The sequence below is a fragment of the Polynucleobacter asymbioticus genome (assembly GCF_018687575.1).
Taxonomy (GTDB): Bacteria; Pseudomonadota; Gammaproteobacteria; order Burkholderiales; family Burkholderiaceae; genus Polynucleobacter; species Polynucleobacter asymbioticus_C.
The window spans coordinates 926729-941243 of the sequence record NZ_CP061297.1 but is presented as its reverse complement, the minus strand read 5'-3'; the positions used below and the strand labels follow the sequence as shown (position 1 = coordinate 941243).

The window sequence follows — 14515 nt, the reverse complement described above, 5'->3', positions numbered from 1 at the left end:
TTTCTTATAGAGCCATTTCTCTCACGTCGATTTTGCCTGTAACTGCTGCAGATATTAGGCTTCCACGATGTTCTTTAAGAAGATTAACCGAGCAAATTGCCTTGTCTTTTAATGCTTTTATTTCGTCAATTTTTTTGTTAGCAAACGATAGTATTTCTATTTGCTCTGATAGAGGTGGTATTGGGAGAACTATGTTAGCTAGAGTGTAAGAGTAGATAACTTCAATTGTTGTTGAATTACTCAAAAAAGCTAATTGATTAATCAAAAGATTGCTTTCATTCATTGCCAATACTAAATATTCTGGCAGAAGAATATTTTCATCTATCTGCATTCTAATTAGACAAGGATGAAGAACCCCTTTCTTAATACTTTTCGGAACTATAGATGCTCTGCCTATTGTGCCTCTACTGGTAACTAAAATGTCACCTGGAGAAACTTCGAATGATTTTAGATTTTCATACTTCTCCCGCGTGATGAAATTTTCACCGCCAGAAAAGTCATTATCTATCACTGTTCTTTGGTTGTATATTTTTATATCACCCTCATCAAGAATGTCCTTTGCGGTTAGCTCACTACCGAACGGTCCAGTTCTTAACGCACCTCTATTAGCCTTAAGGCAATACTTCAATGGCCTCATAGCCCAATTTAACGGTATTTCGCGCACGAATCTATTGCCAGAACCCATCAAATCTGTCTTTTTATTTAAGCCTTTTGTGAGAACCTCGGTAATTAATGAGTTCTTTTGCTCACCAATTAAAGCTATTAACTTTTCTTGTTTGTTAATTAACTCATCAATCTTTGATATTTCACGGTCCAGGAAATTGGCGATACAGACCTGTTCTTCGTATGGCGGCAATGAAACCTTTATTGACTTAAATATATCCTTTGTAACAACCTTTCTTAAGCCGCTGTAGTAGGGTTTAAGACTTTTTTGGGTGTCATGATTCAAATAGTAGTAGTAAACATATTTTGAATAAGCCCGCTCAGACGGCCTCATTACTGTATATGCACTAGTAATCATTCCCGAATATTGTGAAAGCCCTACGGTTCTTGGTGTTTCATCCATGTCAAATAAGCAAAAAACTAAATCACCTATTGCTACATGTTGATAACCATCAAAACTTTCCGGGAACTTGCCCTCACCGCTATCTTTATCGCGCCAAACAATACCTCTAAGCGTCAGGGAAAGTAAATCCAAGTCCGACGATTTATCACCAACTACATCTTTATGAATTTTTAAAAATGCTCTATTTGGAAGCTCATCCCAATGAGATGGGGCTTCACCAAACCAAGCATCAGATGTTGATTTATAGGATGGGTACCTCTTGTGCAAAGCCATAACTATTCAGCAACCTCAGCAAGTAATGACTGAATTTCTGCGGTTATTTTTTTAAGGTCGGCATCAATTTCAGCCAGCGAACGCGGCGGTATGTATTCGTAAAAGTGGCGCGCAAATGGAATCTCATAACCAACTTTTGACTTGGATTCATCAATCCAGGCATCTGGCGCATGCGGCAAAACTTCTCGCTTGAAATACTCCGCAATATCTTCCTTTAGGGGCACATTTTCAGTATCGCGAAGATTTGAATCGGGTTGGGGCTGCCCTTTGGTTTTACCCTTAGTGGAGGCAACCGGATTGCCCAATTCATCCCTGAGCGGACGCTCAATCGTTATAGTCGTGTAGCCAAAATCCTGGAAATCAAAGATTTTTGTTTCCTTTGTTTCTTTAAAATCAGAATAAAGCTTGCCAATTTTTTCAATATCAGAATCGCTCAATTCCTTACCTTTTGAGCCTAAATTTTTTCGCATCTTTTGATAAAACTCAGCAGCATTTATTAACTGCACTTTTTCACGACGCTCTTTGGATTTATGGTTAGACAAAATCCATATGTAGGTCGAAATTCCAGTGTTGTAAAACATGTTTGTTGGCAAAGCAACGATTGCCTCAAGTAAATCTTGCTCAAGAATCCATTTGCGAATCTCTGATTCGCCTGAGCCCGCGGCTCCACTAAATAGTGGAGAACCATTGAGGACCATCGCAATGCGACCACCACCCTTTTCAGGCTCACGCATCTTAGAAATAAGATGAAGCAAGAACAAAAGACTTCCATCCGAAATACGCGGCAATCCAGGACCAAATCGTCCAGCAAATCCTAGGCGTTCATGTTCTTGCTTTACTTCTTTTTCCGACTTTTTCCATTCCACACCAAATGGTGGATTGGCAATGCCGTAGTCAAACTTTGCATCGGGGTGACCATCGTTCTTTAGGGTATCGCCAAACTTGATGTTTGAGATATCTTGCCCTTTAATGAGCATGTCACCTTTGCAGATTGCATAGGATTCAGGATTTAATTCCTGGCCATGAACAATTAAGGTCGCATCAGGATTAAGACCATTTGGGCCAGTTAGGTATTCCTCAGCGATAGAAAGCATGCCGCCCGTGCCAGCAGTTGGGTCATAGATGGTGCGAATGACGCCTGGCTTTGATAACGCTTCGCTATCAGCATGTAGCAGCAAGTCAACCATAAGCCTTATAACTTCACGCGGGGTGAAGTGCTCACCGGCAGTCTCATTAGAAAGCTCGGCAAATTTGCGGATTAACTCTTCAAATAGGGTCCCCATGCCGGCATTGCTAACAACATTGGGATGTAGGTCAACTTCAGCAAACTTTTTAGTGACCATGAATAACAAGCCAGCTTCGTCGAGCTTTTCAATTTGCTTGTCAAATTCATAGCGCTCAAAAATGTCATTAACGTTGCTTGAAAAGCCGTTAATGTAATTGAGTAAATTGGACTTAATATGAGCTGGGTCAGCTAAGACCTTATTCATATCTAATGGGGAATGGTTATAAAAGGACTGCTGAGAGATGCGGTTAAGGAACGGCGTTGGGTCTACGCCCTCTTTAGTCCGTTTTTCGTACTCAGCTAGGACTTGTGCCTTTGTAGGCTCCAGAATGCAGTCTAAGCGACGCAAAACGGTAAACGGCATGATTACCTTGCCGTAATCAGACTGCTTGTAATCACCCCTCAAAAGGTCTGCTACAGACCAAATTAAGCTGGATAAATTTTGTTCGCTCATATTGCCTATATTCTGTTGTTTAGTCCGACCTAAGTGGGGATTAATGATTATTAATCTATTAAATATCACATAATCAGTGTAACGGACAGAGGGGCTATAAATGACAATATCGAAACCCTCAGTTATATCTAATTTCGCATCATTTTTTCACGATAAGAACCCCTCTAGCAGGCCGAATTTCTTATCTCTTACTTCAACAGTGACTACAAACAGGTTATAAAAAACGCGAGTAAATTATCTTGATTTTGAAGCGGAAAATCCTCATTGGTAAATATTGTTCTGGGCTTTGAGATGAGCTAATGAGCTGAACCCACGACCTTTTTTTGTTCGTAATATTTGCCCCCGTAATCATTGGCCTGCAAAGCCAAATCTTTTAATATCCCGTGAAATTTGTACTAGCTGCGACGCAGCATGAAAATGTCGGGAAATTTGTCGGGAAATTATGTAAGGAAATGCCAGGAAATCATGGAAATCAACGATTCCATATAGAGTTCGGCGGATAAAAAAGAAAAGAAAAAAGCCTTATAACTCAATGAATTATAAGGCTTTTAATATTACTTGGCGGAGCGGACGGGACTCGAACCCGCGACCCTCGGCGTGACAGGCCGATATTCTAACCAACTGAACTACCGCTCCAAGTACATCGCATGCTACTTGTGTCACTACTTACTACTCACAACTAGCCAAAAAATTTGGCGTCCCCAGGGGGATTCGAACCCCCGTACTCACCGTGAAAGGGTGATGTCCTAGGCCTCTAGACGATGGGGACCTGGACTACTACAAAAACTTATGCTGCCATTGTAAATCTTTGGTGGAGATAAGCGGGATCGAACCGCTGACCTCTTGCATGCCATGCAAGCGCTCTCCCAGCTGAGCTATACCCCCGAAATCTCGCTAAAAATCTACAAGACACTCAAAACAATCCAAGATTTTATCCTATTTTTGTAGGAGGACGCAAATTCTGGATTAGACGACCTTAGAAAGCCTTTGTACGGCTTCATCCTTACCCAAAACAACCAGGACAGAATCAATGGCTGGGGTCTGTGTAGTGGCAAACAAGGCGTAGCGAACAGGCATTGCTAAGGCTGGCATTTTGATCTGATGCTTGGCTAACACCTCTTTAAAAGCTGCTCCATAAGCTGCTTTTGTGTGTTCAGCAGATTTAAATGCATCAATCAAATCCTTCAGCGCTGGAATAATTTCAGGCGGGATATTTGCAGATATTTGTTCGGCAGTATGTGCGGGAGCTGGCAGATAGAAGAGCTTTGCACCCTCTGCTATTTCAATCAAGGTATTCGCCCGATCCTTGAGAAGCGCAACCACTTGTACAAAGTCGGGGCCGTTTTCGGTATCGATACCCAATTCATGTGCAAAGGGTTTGGTTGCTTCTGCCAGTGCAGTTAAGTCTGCATTCTGAATATATTGATGGTTTAGCCAAAGCAGCTTCTCAGGGTTGTGTTGCGCCGGTGATCGGCCAAGATTATCCAAATCAAACCAATTGACAAATTGCTCCTTAGTAAAAATCTCTGCATCGCCATGAGACCAACCAAGCCTTGCTAAGTAATTCAGAATAGCTTCGGGCAAGTACCCTGCTTTTTGATAATCACGAACGCTCATCGCACCATTGCGCTTGCTCATTTTTTCACCAGAGTCATTCAGAACTGTGGGTAAATGAGCGTATACCGGTGGTGTGCCACCGAGCGCCTTCATGATATTAATTTGACGTGGCGTATTGTTTACATGGTCATCACCACGAATCACATGGGTGATATTCATATCTAGATCATCTACGACGACGCAGAAGTTATAGGTTGGCGTGCCATCCGGACGAGCAATCACCAGATCATCGAGCTCATCATTGCTGATTTCAATCTTGCCCTTTACAGCATCATCCCAAATGACGGATCCACCAATGGGGTTCTTGAAGCGAATCACCGGTAAAACACCTTCTGGAATGGTTGGCAGAGTTTTGCCTTGCTCAGGACGCCATAGACCGTTATACCGTGGCTTTTCTTTGTTGGCCATTTGTTGGTCACGGAGTTTATTCAACTCCTCTTCGCTCATATAGCAAGGGTAAGCAAGACCAGCATCCAACATCTGTTTAACAACTTCACGATAACGATCAATGCGTTGCATTTGATAAATCGGGCCTTCATCTAAATCTAGACCCAGCCAGGCCATACCCTCAATAATGACGTCCACCGCTTCTTGGGTAGAACGTTCAACATCGGTATCCTCGATACGCAAAATGAAATCGCCTTGGTTATGACGGGCAAAGGCCCATGGATACAAAGCGCTGCGAAGATTGCCCAAGTGAATAAAGCCCGTTGGACTAGGGGCGAAACGTGTACGTATATGCATAAACGACATTATCTCAGGTTGGGCTTGAAATTCTTGTTTTAGCACCCCAATTCATAAAAAAGTGGATACTTTCACCTATGAATGAATTACTTGTCTTTATGTGTGATGGCGCCCCGGTCCGCGGGGAAATTGTTTCTATTAGTAGCGCCTGGCAGGCCGTTTTAGAGCGTAGAAATGACCCGCCGGTAGTACGGCGGATCCTAGGCGACTTTGTGGGTGCAGCCACCCTCTTAAGCGCTAGCCTGAAATTTGATGGGACCTTGATTATTCAGGCTCAAAGCAAAGGCCCTATTCAGCTTCTCGTAGTTGAATGCAAGTCAGATCTGACAATGCGGGCAACCGTAAAGCTTTCCGTAGACGCCGACAGTATTGATCCCAATGCAAGCTTGGGTGAGCTACTGGACGCCAACAATACAGGCCGCCTAGTTATTACCCTGGATCCCTCTGACCGACAGCCTGGTCAACCACCCTATCAGGGCATTGTGGCTCTCCAAGAGCATCGTGGGACTGTCATTAAGCCCGTTACCAGTGCTGCTGAAGCTATCGCTCTATACATGCAGAATTCTGAGCAATTGGATACCCGTATTTGGTTATCATCAAACGACACCCATGTTGGTGGGTTACTTTTACAGCGCTTACCAGATTCTGGCGGTCATGCCCATCTTGACCCTCAACTTGCCGCCGAGGGCTGGACCAGAATTCAAACGCTTGGCGAAACCATTACCAATGAAGAGCTGCTGACCCTGACACCAGAAACCATCCTAAGACGCCTCTTTTTAGAAGAATCAACAGAAAGCGGTGTCCGCAGCTTCCCGCCCCGCCCTGTTCGGTTTGCTTGTCGTTGCTCGCGAGCTAAGGTTGCAGATGTCCTCAGAATGCTCGGCGAAGAAGAGGTAGAAAGCATCCTTGCAGAGCAAGGAGCAGTGGAAACGGAGTGTGATTTTTGCGCTAAAGCGTATCGCTTTGATGCAGTAGATTGCAGGCAAGTCTTCAAAACAGATCTTCTTGCAGATGCAACCAGGCCGCCATCAAGCGGACATTAAGCACTGTTTATTGCTTAGTAGTTGCTGGCTTTTCGCCATCAGATGCATTGCTAGCTGATTTTTCGGTTGGCAGAATTTGCACAAAGAACTCGCCCTCCTTTAGCATACCGTGCTCAACACGAGCCCGTTCTTCAATTGCGCGAGTTCCTTCTTTTAAGTCCTTCACGTCACCTGTCAGCTTCGCATTGCGTAAGCTGAGCAGGCTATTTTTAGCTTGCTGCAGCTCGAGTTGCTTTTCCATCTCATAAACCTTAAGCCACCCACCCTTACCCAACCAAAGTGGGTACTGTATTGCAATGAGCAATAGCAGCATGGAGTAGATGACGATACGCATAGGCTAGTAAGGACTATCAGTTAGCGCTTCAGGTTGTAGAAAACAGATTTACCTGGATAAGTAGCAACATCACCCAAGTCTTCTTCAATACGCAATAACTGGTTGTACTTGGCAATGCGATCAGAGCGGGACAAAGAGCCAGTCTTAATCTGACCAGCATTCGTACCAACTGCAATATCAGCAATCGTGCTGTCTTCCGTCTCACCAGAGCGATGAGAAATTACTGCGGTGTAGTTAGCACGCTTAGCCATTTCAATCGCAGCAAAAGTTTCAGTCAATGTACCAATTTGATTGATCTTAATAAGGATGGAGTTAGCAATACCCTTCTCGATACCTTCTTTGAGAATGCGGGTGTTGGTAACAAATAGATCATCTCCAACCAATTGAATCTTCTTGCCTAATTTTTGAGTAATGTCAGCCCATCCATCCCAATCACTCTCGTGCATTCCATCTTCAATAGATACGATCGGGAATTGATCAGCTAAGTTACCAAGGTAGTCCGAGAATTCACTTGAAGATAGTTGCAAGCCTTCGCCTGACAAGTGGTACTTGCCATCCTTATAGAACTCACTCGCAGCACAATCCAAAGCCAATAAGACATCTTCACCCGCTTGATAGCCTGCACCCTCAATAGCCTTCATGATGGTCTGTAAACACTCTTGATTGCTCTTGAAGTTTGGGGCAAAACCACCTTCGTCACCGACCGTAGTTGGCATGCCTTGGGCGCCTAAAATTTTCTTTAATTCATGAAAGATTTCAGCACCGCAACGCAAGGCTTCACGAAAGCTTTGGGCGCCAACCGGCATCACCATAAATTCTTGAATATCTAAGCTGTTATTGGCATGTGCTCCACCGTTAACAATATTCATCATTGGTACAGGTAGCTGCATCCCGCCTGATCCACCGAAGTAGCGATATAAAGGCAAGCCTGCCTCTTCAGCAGCTGCACGTGCCACAGCCATAGAAACGGCCAAGGTAGCATTAGCACCTAAGCGTGCTTTATTGTGCGTTCCATCTAACTCAATCAAAGTGCGATCGAGAAATGCTTGTTCACTTGCATCTAGACCCAAGATCGATTCAGCAATCTCGATATTGATGTTCTGAACAGCCTTAAGAACGCCCTTACCTAAGTAACGTGCCTTATCGCCATCACGAAGCTCAATGGCTTCACGTGAACCTGTTGATGCACCTGAGGGTACTGCTGCGCGACCCATAACACCAGACTCGAGCAATACATCACACTCCACCGTTGGGTTGCCGCGTGAATCTAAAACTTCTCTACCGATAATGTCAACAATGGCGCTCATGCACCTTCTCCTAAGTAAAAATGAATTTGGGGTGTTACTTAAAGCTATCTTCTAAAAATGATCCGGGCTTCTTCACGACAGAATCAATTGCCACTAAAGAAGTCAGCAGTTCTTTCATGCGATTTAGCGGTACAGCATTTGGGCCATCTGAAAGCGCTTTAGCTGGGTCAGGATGCGTCTCCATAAATAAGCCACTAATACCTACTGCAACTGCAGCACGGGCTAATACAGGAACAAACTCGCGCTGCCCACCACTTGCATTACCCTGTCCGCCAGGAAGCTGAACTGAATGCGTTGCATCAAAAACAACTGGTGCCTTTGCTTCACGAAGAATTGCCAAACTACGCATATCTGAAACTAGATTGTTGTAACCAAAAGAGGCGCCTCTCTCACAAACCATAAACTGATCTGGCAGATTCATTTCAGAAGCGGCTGCACGTGCTTTATCAATCACGTTGAGCATTTCATGAGGTGATAAGAATTGACCCTTCTTAAAATTAACGGGCTTACCACTCTGAGCACAAGCTCGAATGAAATCAGTCTGTCTGCATAAGAATGCTGGCGTCTGAAGCACATCAACCACCTTGGATACGGGCGCAATTTCACTGATGTCATGAATATCAGTCAATACTGGAACACCGACTTCTCTTTTAACGCGAGCCAAAATCTCAAGACCCTTCTCCATCCCTAAACCACGGAAAGAAGTACCTGAGGAACGGTTGGCTTTATCAAAAGAAGACTTGTAGATAAATGGAACGCCTAATGCAGAAGTAATTTCTTTTAGTTCACCAGCAATATCTAAAGCCGATTGCTCAGATTCAATGACGCATGGACCCGCAATCAAAAAAAAGCGTTGATCCAAACCAACATCGAAACCACATAACTTAAATGCACTCATTGCGATCTCCTAGGCTGCTTGCTTTTGAACAGCAGCTTGATGCATTAATGAAGCCTTAATGAAAGCGGAAAATAATGGATGGCCATGACGAGGAGTCGAGGTGAACTCTGGATGGAACTGCACACCAAAGAACCAAGGGTGCATAGTGCTCGGCAACTCCATCATTTCAGGCAAAGATTCGTTCGGTGTTCTGGCGGAAATAATGAGACCAGACTTCTCAAGGCGTGGCACATAAACATTATTTACTTCATAGCGATGACGGTGACGCTCATTTACCTCAGGCCCATAGATCTCATGAGCCAAGGTACCCACTTTAACTGGGCATCGCTGTGAACCTAAACGCATAGTCCCGCCAAGATCGGAATCATTAGTGCGCTTCTCAACACGACCTTCGCGGTCAAGCCACTCAGTAATCAAGGCGACTACTGGACTTTCAGTCTCTGGATCAAACTCAGTGCTATTGGCTTGTGTAATATTGGCGACATGACGGGCAAACTCGATCACAGCTAACTGCATACCTAAACAGATACCAAGGTAAGGCACTTTGTTCTCGCGGGCATAACGAATGGCGGCAATTTTACCTTCGGTGCCCCGCTTACCAAAACCACCGGGTACTAAGATCGCATCTAAATTCTGAAGACAATCAACACCATCTTTTTCGATCGCTTCAGAGTCAATGTAATTGATATTCACGCGAGTATGGTTATGAATACCTGCATGACGCAAGGCTTCGATCAAAGACTTATAGGATTCAGTTAACTCAACATACTTTCCAACCATACCAATGGTGACTTCATGCTGGGGATTGGCTAGCTCGTAAACAAGATTAGCCCAAACAGATAAATCTGCAGGCTTAGCCTGAATATCTAACTCACGACAAATTAGATCATCCATACCCTGCGCTTGAAGCATCTCAGGAATCTTATAGATGGTATCTACATCCCATACAGAGATGACAGCCTCTTCGCGTACATTAGAGAAAAGCGAAATCTTTGAGCGCTCATCCTCTGGGATAGGACGGTCTGCACGACACAAAAGAACTGTGGGCATGATGCCAATTTCACGTAGCTTCTGAACGGAGTGTTGAGTCGGCTTGGTTTTTAATTCGCCTGCGCTACTCAAGTAAGGAACCAAGGTAAGGTGCACAAAAGCGCAGCTGTGCCTTGGTAGGCGAATACTCATTTGGCGTGCTGCCTCAAGGAATGGCAGAGACTCGATGTCACCTACTGTGCCCCCGATTTCGCAGATAGCAATATCAGCATTGCCATCATGGCTGGCTTTTGCTCCACGCTCTACAAATGCTTGAATCTCATTCGTAATATGGGGAATCACCTGCACTGTTTTGCCGAGGTACTCACCACGTCGCTCTTTGCTGATAACAGATTCGTAGATCTGGCCAGTAGTAAAGTTGTTGCTCTTGCGCATCTTTGCAGAAACAAAGCGCTCGTAATGCCCCAGATCTAAGTCAGTCTCAGCGCCATCTTCGGTTACGAACACTTCGCCGTGTTGAAGTGGGCTCATAGTCCCAGGGTCAACGTTGATATAAGGGTCTAATTTTAGGAGGGTGACTTTCAGGCCGCGGGATTCGAGAATCGCGGCAAGCGAGGCAGCTGCGATTCCTTTCCCTAAAGAAGAAACCACACCACCAGTGACAAAAACGTATTTGGTCATCGCTTAAGCTCTGTTGGAAAAAGTAATTATAACGATAGCGACTATGTCATCAAGATTTCTTAACCCACCCAATTACTCAAAGGCTTAGACGGTTTTACTGATTACCGAGCCCATTTTTTTGCTCAATTTTTGTTGATTTGCTACCTATATTTGCTAACCATAAGCACTCTTCCAAAACTACAACCCCCTAATTTCCTGTGTTGAAACTCTCGCTTTCTCCAATAATTTGAGTACATGGCCATTAATTGCCTATTTTTTAAGCAATTTTAGGTATTTTGATCATTAAGTCTTATATAAGACATGAATTAGGAATTACAATAGACTGGTTAGGGAAATACACCCTGCTTAGCCTTACTGTTGATAACTCTTACCCAATAGGAAACACGATGCTAGAAGCCTATAACGCCCAAGTTGCCGAACGCGCAGCCCTTGGAATTCCAGCCCTCCCTCTGACAAAAGATCAAACAGCTGAGCTCGTCGGCCTTTTGAAAAATCCTCCAAAAGGAAAAGAAGCGGAACTGGTTGAGTTGATTACCAATCGTGTACCTGCTGGTGTTGATGAAGCAGCTAAAGTAAAGGCAGAGTTTTTGGATGCCGTTGCCAAGGGTACTGAAAAGACTCCCTTGATCTCACGCATCAAAGCTACTGAGCTCTTAGGCACTATGCTGGGCGGCTACAACATTAAGCCTCTAGTCGAATTGTTATCTGATGCTGAGTGCGCTGCTACTGCTGCAGCAGCATTGAAAAAAACCCTATTGATGTTCGACTACTTCCATGATGTTCAGGAGTTGGCAGAAAAAGGGAATGCAGAAGCTAAAGGCGTACTGAAAAGCTGGGCTGATGCCGAGTGGTTTACAAGTCGCCCTGCCGTTCCAGAAAGCATGAAGCTCACCGTGTTTAAGGTGACTGGTGAAACCAATACGGATGATCTATCCCCTGCTCCTGATGCATGGAGCCGTCCAGATATTCCACTGCACGCAACCATTATGTTGAAGAACCCACGTCCAGGTATTGAGCCTGACGAAGCTGGGGTTCGCGGCCCAATGAAGCAAATTGAAGCACTCCAAAAGAAAGGCAATCAAATTGCCTATGTTGGAGACGTAGTTGGTACAGGATCTTCACGTAAGTCCGCAACGAACTCTGTTTTGTGGTGGACCGGCCAAGATATTCTTTTTGTACCAAATAAGCGCTTTGGTGGCGTTTGCTTGGGTACCAAAATCGCTCCAATCTTCTTCAACACCATGGAAGATGCTGGTGCATTGCCAATTGAGCTCGATGTATCTGATATGAACATGGGCGATGAAATTGAATTGCGACCATACGAAGGTAAAGCATTTAAAAACGGTAAAGAAATTGCTTCATTCTCATTAAAGTCACCAGTCATCCTGGATGAAGTTCGTGCGGGTGGTCGCATTCCTTTGATCGTCGGTCGTGGCCTTACAGCCAAAGCGCGCGCTGCGCTTGGTTTGCCAGCTTCTACAGAATTCCGCATTCCAGTTAGCCCGCCTGACAATAAAAAAGGTTTCAGCTTGGCGCAGAAAATGGTGGGTCGTGCATGTGGATTGCCAGAAGGTCAAGGCGTTCGCCCAGACACCTATTGCGAGCCACACATGACGACTGTAGGCTCTCAAGACACCACAGGTCCAATGACTCGTGATGAATTGAAAGACCTAGCGTGCTTAGGCTTCTCTGCTGACTTGGTAATGCAATCTTTCTGCCACACATCTGCCTATCCAAAGCCAGTAGACATTCGTACGCACCATGAGTTACCAGCATTTATGACTAATCGTGGTGGCGTGGCTTTGCGTCCAGGTGATGGCGTGATCCACAGCTGGTTAAACCGCTTACTCCTACCCGATACCTGCGGTACTGGCGGTGATAGCCATACACGCTTCCCAATCGGCATCTCCTTCCCCGCCGGTTCAGGCTTAGTTGCCTTTGCGGCGGCTACTGGTGTCATGCCTTTGGATATGCCTGAGTCTGTATTGGTTCGATTCAAAGGAAAAATGCAGCCTGGCATCACCTTGCGTGATCTGGTAAATGCAATTCCTTTATATGCAATTAAAAAAGGTTTGCTCACTGTTGAGAAACAAGGCAAGAAGAATGTTTTCTCTGGCCGCATCTTAGAAATCGAAGGCTTGCCTGATCTTAAAGTTGAACAAGCATTTGAGTTGTCAGATGCTTCAGCTGAACGCTCTGCCGCTGGTTGCGCGATTGCTCTGAGCAAAGAGCCAATCATTGAATACATGCGCTCTAACATCACTTTAATGAAGTGGATGATCGCCAATGGTTATGAAGATAAGCGCACTCTAGGTCGTCGTATCAAAGCAATGGAAGCATGGATTGCCAAACCAGATTTACTGAAGGCTGATGCAGATGCAGACTATGCTGAAGTCATTGAAATCGACATGAGCGAAATCAAAGAGCCAATCTTGGCTTGTCCTAACGACCCAGATGATGTGAAGTTCTTGTCTGAAGTTTCTGGCGAAAAAATCGATGAGGTATTTATTGGCTCTTGCATGACCAATATTGGTCATTTCCGTGCAGCTGGCCAAGTGCTTCAAGGTAAAAAAGATATGCCCACTCGTCTCTGGGTGGCTCCGCCAACCAAGATGGACCAGATGATCCTGACTGAAGAGGGTTACTACGGCATTCTTGGTGCTACAGGTGCCCGCATGGAAACTCCGGGCTGCTCTCTCTGTATGGGTAATCAGGCGCAGATCCGTAAAGGTTCTACTGCCGTATCTACTTCAACACGTAACTTCCCGAATCGTTTGGGTATTGATACTCGCGTGTACCTTGCCTCTGCTGAGCTTTCAGCGGTCGCAGCACTCTTGGGTCGCTTACCTACACCTCAGGAATACTTCGAGCAAGTTGAACCCTTGAATGCTAAAGCTGGTGAAGTCTATAAGTACATGAACTTTGACAAGATTAAATCATTCAGCGATGTTGCTGATACGGTGACAGTCTAAGCATCGATGTGCCCTGATGTTAGGGGCAGTAAAAAAGGCGATCAACCGATCGCCTTTTTTCTTGTCATCATTTTTTAGATAGACAATTTATTTTCTTGATGGGCATTTTCGCGGTTTAAGCCCGATGCCCAGGTATTGGTTGGCAATCCTGTTTTTTCCATCAATAACTTAGCCCGCTTAGAGACCTCTTTCCACTCGACATCTAATTTCGGCCCCTTGAAAGCCAAAGCAACTACATTGCAATCATGTGATTCAGGAAATAGCAGCACGCGATTATCAAAAGCTTCGCATATGTTATTGAGGTTGACATCAAAACTCTTGTGACGTGAAAACAAATTCACTGTTAAAACCCCAGGGGATTTCAGAATGCTGTAACAGCCTTTATAGAAATCCAGGGAGCTCGCTGCGGGCCCATCACAAATAGCGTCATATAGGTCGACCTGAACTGCATCAAAATGATTTTGATACTTCGCATTCTGAACAAAAGCCTTGGCATCTACTTGTAAAGTTTCTAAGCGACGATCATCATCCGGAGTGAAAAACATACTGCGAGCAGAAACAATTACCGCGGGATTCAGCTCAACAACAGTTGTTTTGACTGCAGGGCAATAACGATGTGCAAACTTGGTAAGCGCTCCAGTACCCAGACCAAGTTGGGCAATCCGCATTCCTGGCTTAGTTTCCAAGAATAGAAGCCAAGCCATCATTTGTTGGTTGTACTCAAGGTAAATCTCATCCGGGTCGCGAATACGCATTGCACCTTGTATCAACTCGCTACCAAAGTGCAGATAGCGCACCCCACCACTCTCAGAAAACGTTACTGACTCCATAGCCATAGAAACATCTGACAT

Annotated in this window: 10 protein-coding genes and 3 tRNA genes; 2 read left to right on the top strand and 11 right to left on the bottom strand. The window is 44.8% G+C overall.

Features of this window, described 5'->3' with window-relative positions; translation table 11 throughout:
• Positions 1 to 4: 4 nt before the first annotated feature.
• From AOC19_RS04625 to gltX, 6 genes are all read right to left on the bottom strand, one after another.
• Positions 5 to 1339, bottom strand: a complete 1335-nt coding sequence (locus tag AOC19_RS04625; protein ID WP_215374073.1) for a restriction endonuclease subunit S — start codon at positions 1337 to 1339, stop codon at positions 5 to 7.
• Between the two features lie 2 nt (positions 1340 to 1341).
• The gene (locus AOC19_RS04620; RefSeq protein WP_215374070.1) at positions 1342 to 3078 is read right to left on the bottom strand and encodes a type I restriction-modification system subunit M; all 1737 of its coding nucleotides are present in this window, start codon (positions 3076 to 3078) and stop codon (positions 1342 to 1344) included.
• A 559-nt stretch (positions 3079 to 3637) separates the two neighbouring features.
• Positions 3638 to 3714, bottom strand: a tRNA-Asp gene (locus AOC19_RS04615).
• Between the two features lie 57 nt (positions 3715 to 3771).
• Positions 3772 to 3847: transfer RNA gene (locus AOC19_RS04610), tRNA-Glu, on the bottom strand.
• Positions 3848 to 3887: 40 nt separating this feature from the next.
• Positions 3888 to 3963, bottom strand: a tRNA-Ala gene (locus tag AOC19_RS04605).
• 81 nt (positions 3964 to 4044) lie between these two features.
• Complete coding sequence (gltX, locus tag AOC19_RS04600) at positions 4045 to 5448, bottom strand: glutamate--tRNA ligase (RefSeq protein ID WP_215374067.1); 1404 nt, start codon at positions 5446 to 5448, stop codon at positions 4045 to 4047.
• 68 nt (positions 5449 to 5516) lie between these two features.
• Between gltX and AOC19_RS04595 the strand changes: the two genes are divergently transcribed.
• On the top strand, positions 5517 to 6482 hold the full coding sequence (locus AOC19_RS04595; protein WP_215374065.1) for an Hsp33 family molecular chaperone HslO: 966 nt from the start codon (positions 5517 to 5519) through the stop codon (positions 6480 to 6482).
• Between the two features lie 7 nt (positions 6483 to 6489).
• Here the strand turns inward: AOC19_RS04595 and ftsB are convergent, their stop codons facing one another.
• The 4 genes from ftsB to AOC19_RS04575 are packed head-to-tail and all read right to left on the bottom strand — an operon-like array spanning position 6490 to position 10692.
• Positions 6490 to 6816 (bottom strand): cell division protein FtsB, encoded by a 327-nt coding sequence (ftsB, locus tag AOC19_RS04590; protein WP_215374062.1) that lies wholly within the window; start codon positions 6814 to 6816, stop codon positions 6490 to 6492.
• Between the two features lie 20 nt (positions 6817 to 6836).
• Positions 6837 to 8123 carry a phosphopyruvate hydratase gene (gene eno / locus AOC19_RS04585; protein ID WP_215374059.1) on the bottom strand — a complete coding sequence of 429 codons (1287 nt, stop codon included), beginning with the start codon at positions 8121 to 8123 and terminating at the stop codon, positions 6837 to 6839.
• A gap of 34 nt (positions 8124 to 8157) precedes the next feature.
• On the bottom strand, positions 8158 to 9021 hold the full coding sequence (gene kdsA, locus AOC19_RS04580) for a 3-deoxy-8-phosphooctulonate synthase (RefSeq protein WP_215374056.1): 864 nt from the start codon (positions 9019 to 9021) through the stop codon (positions 8158 to 8160).
• A 9-nt stretch (positions 9022 to 9030) separates the two neighbouring features.
• Complete coding sequence (locus tag AOC19_RS04575) at positions 9031 to 10692, bottom strand: CTP synthase (RefSeq protein ID WP_215374053.1); 1662 nt, start codon at positions 10690 to 10692, stop codon at positions 9031 to 9033.
• Positions 10693 to 11078: 386 nt separating this feature from the next.
• On the opposite strand from AOC19_RS04575, the gene AOC19_RS04570 reads away from it, so the two are divergent.
• Positions 11079 to 13664, top strand: coding sequence for a bifunctional aconitate hydratase 2/2-methylisocitrate dehydratase (locus AOC19_RS04570; RefSeq protein WP_215374052.1), 2586 nt, complete (start codon positions 11079 to 11081; stop codon positions 13662 to 13664).
• 74 nt (positions 13665 to 13738) lie between these two features.
• On the opposite strand, the gene AOC19_RS04565 is transcribed toward AOC19_RS04570, so the two are convergent.
• Entirely contained in the window at positions 13739 to 14515 is a 777-nt protein-coding gene (locus AOC19_RS04565) for a spermidine synthase (RefSeq protein ID WP_251367976.1), read from the bottom strand.

Excerpts from the sequence above, each read along its gene's own strand:
- AOC19_RS04625 (WP_215374073.1), bottom strand. The coding sequence starts at position 1,339 with ATGGCTTTGCACAAGAGGTACCCATCCTATAAATCAACATCTGATGCT.
- AOC19_RS04620 (WP_215374070.1), bottom strand. The coding sequence starts at position 3,078 with ATGAGCGAACAAAATTTATCCAGCTTAATTTGGTCTGTAGCAGACCTT.
- gltX (WP_215374067.1), bottom strand. The coding sequence starts at position 5,448 with ATGTCGTTTATGCATATACGTACACGTTTCGCCCCTAGTCCAACGGGC.
- AOC19_RS04595 (WP_215374065.1), top strand. The coding sequence starts at position 5,517 with ATGAATGAATTACTTGTCTTTATGTGTGATGGCGCCCCGGTCCGCGGG.
- ftsB (WP_215374062.1), bottom strand. The coding sequence starts at position 6,816 with ATGCGTATCGTCATCTACTCCATGCTGCTATTGCTCATTGCAATACAG.
- eno (WP_215374059.1), bottom strand. The coding sequence starts at position 8,123 with ATGAGCGCCATTGTTGACATTATCGGTAGAGAAGTTTTAGATTCACGC.
- kdsA (WP_215374056.1), bottom strand. The coding sequence starts at position 9,021 with ATGAGTGCATTTAAGTTATGTGGTTTCGATGTTGGTTTGGATCAACGC.
- AOC19_RS04575 (WP_215374053.1), bottom strand. The coding sequence starts at position 10,692 with ATGACCAAATACGTTTTTGTCACTGGTGGTGTGGTTTCTTCTTTAGGG.
- AOC19_RS04570 (WP_215374052.1), top strand. The coding sequence starts at position 11,079 with ATGCTAGAAGCCTATAACGCCCAAGTTGCCGAACGCGCAGCCCTTGGA.
- AOC19_RS04565 (WP_251367976.1), bottom strand. The coding sequence starts at position 14,515 with ATGTCAGATGTTTCTATGGCTATGGAGTCAGTAACGTTTTCTGAGAGT.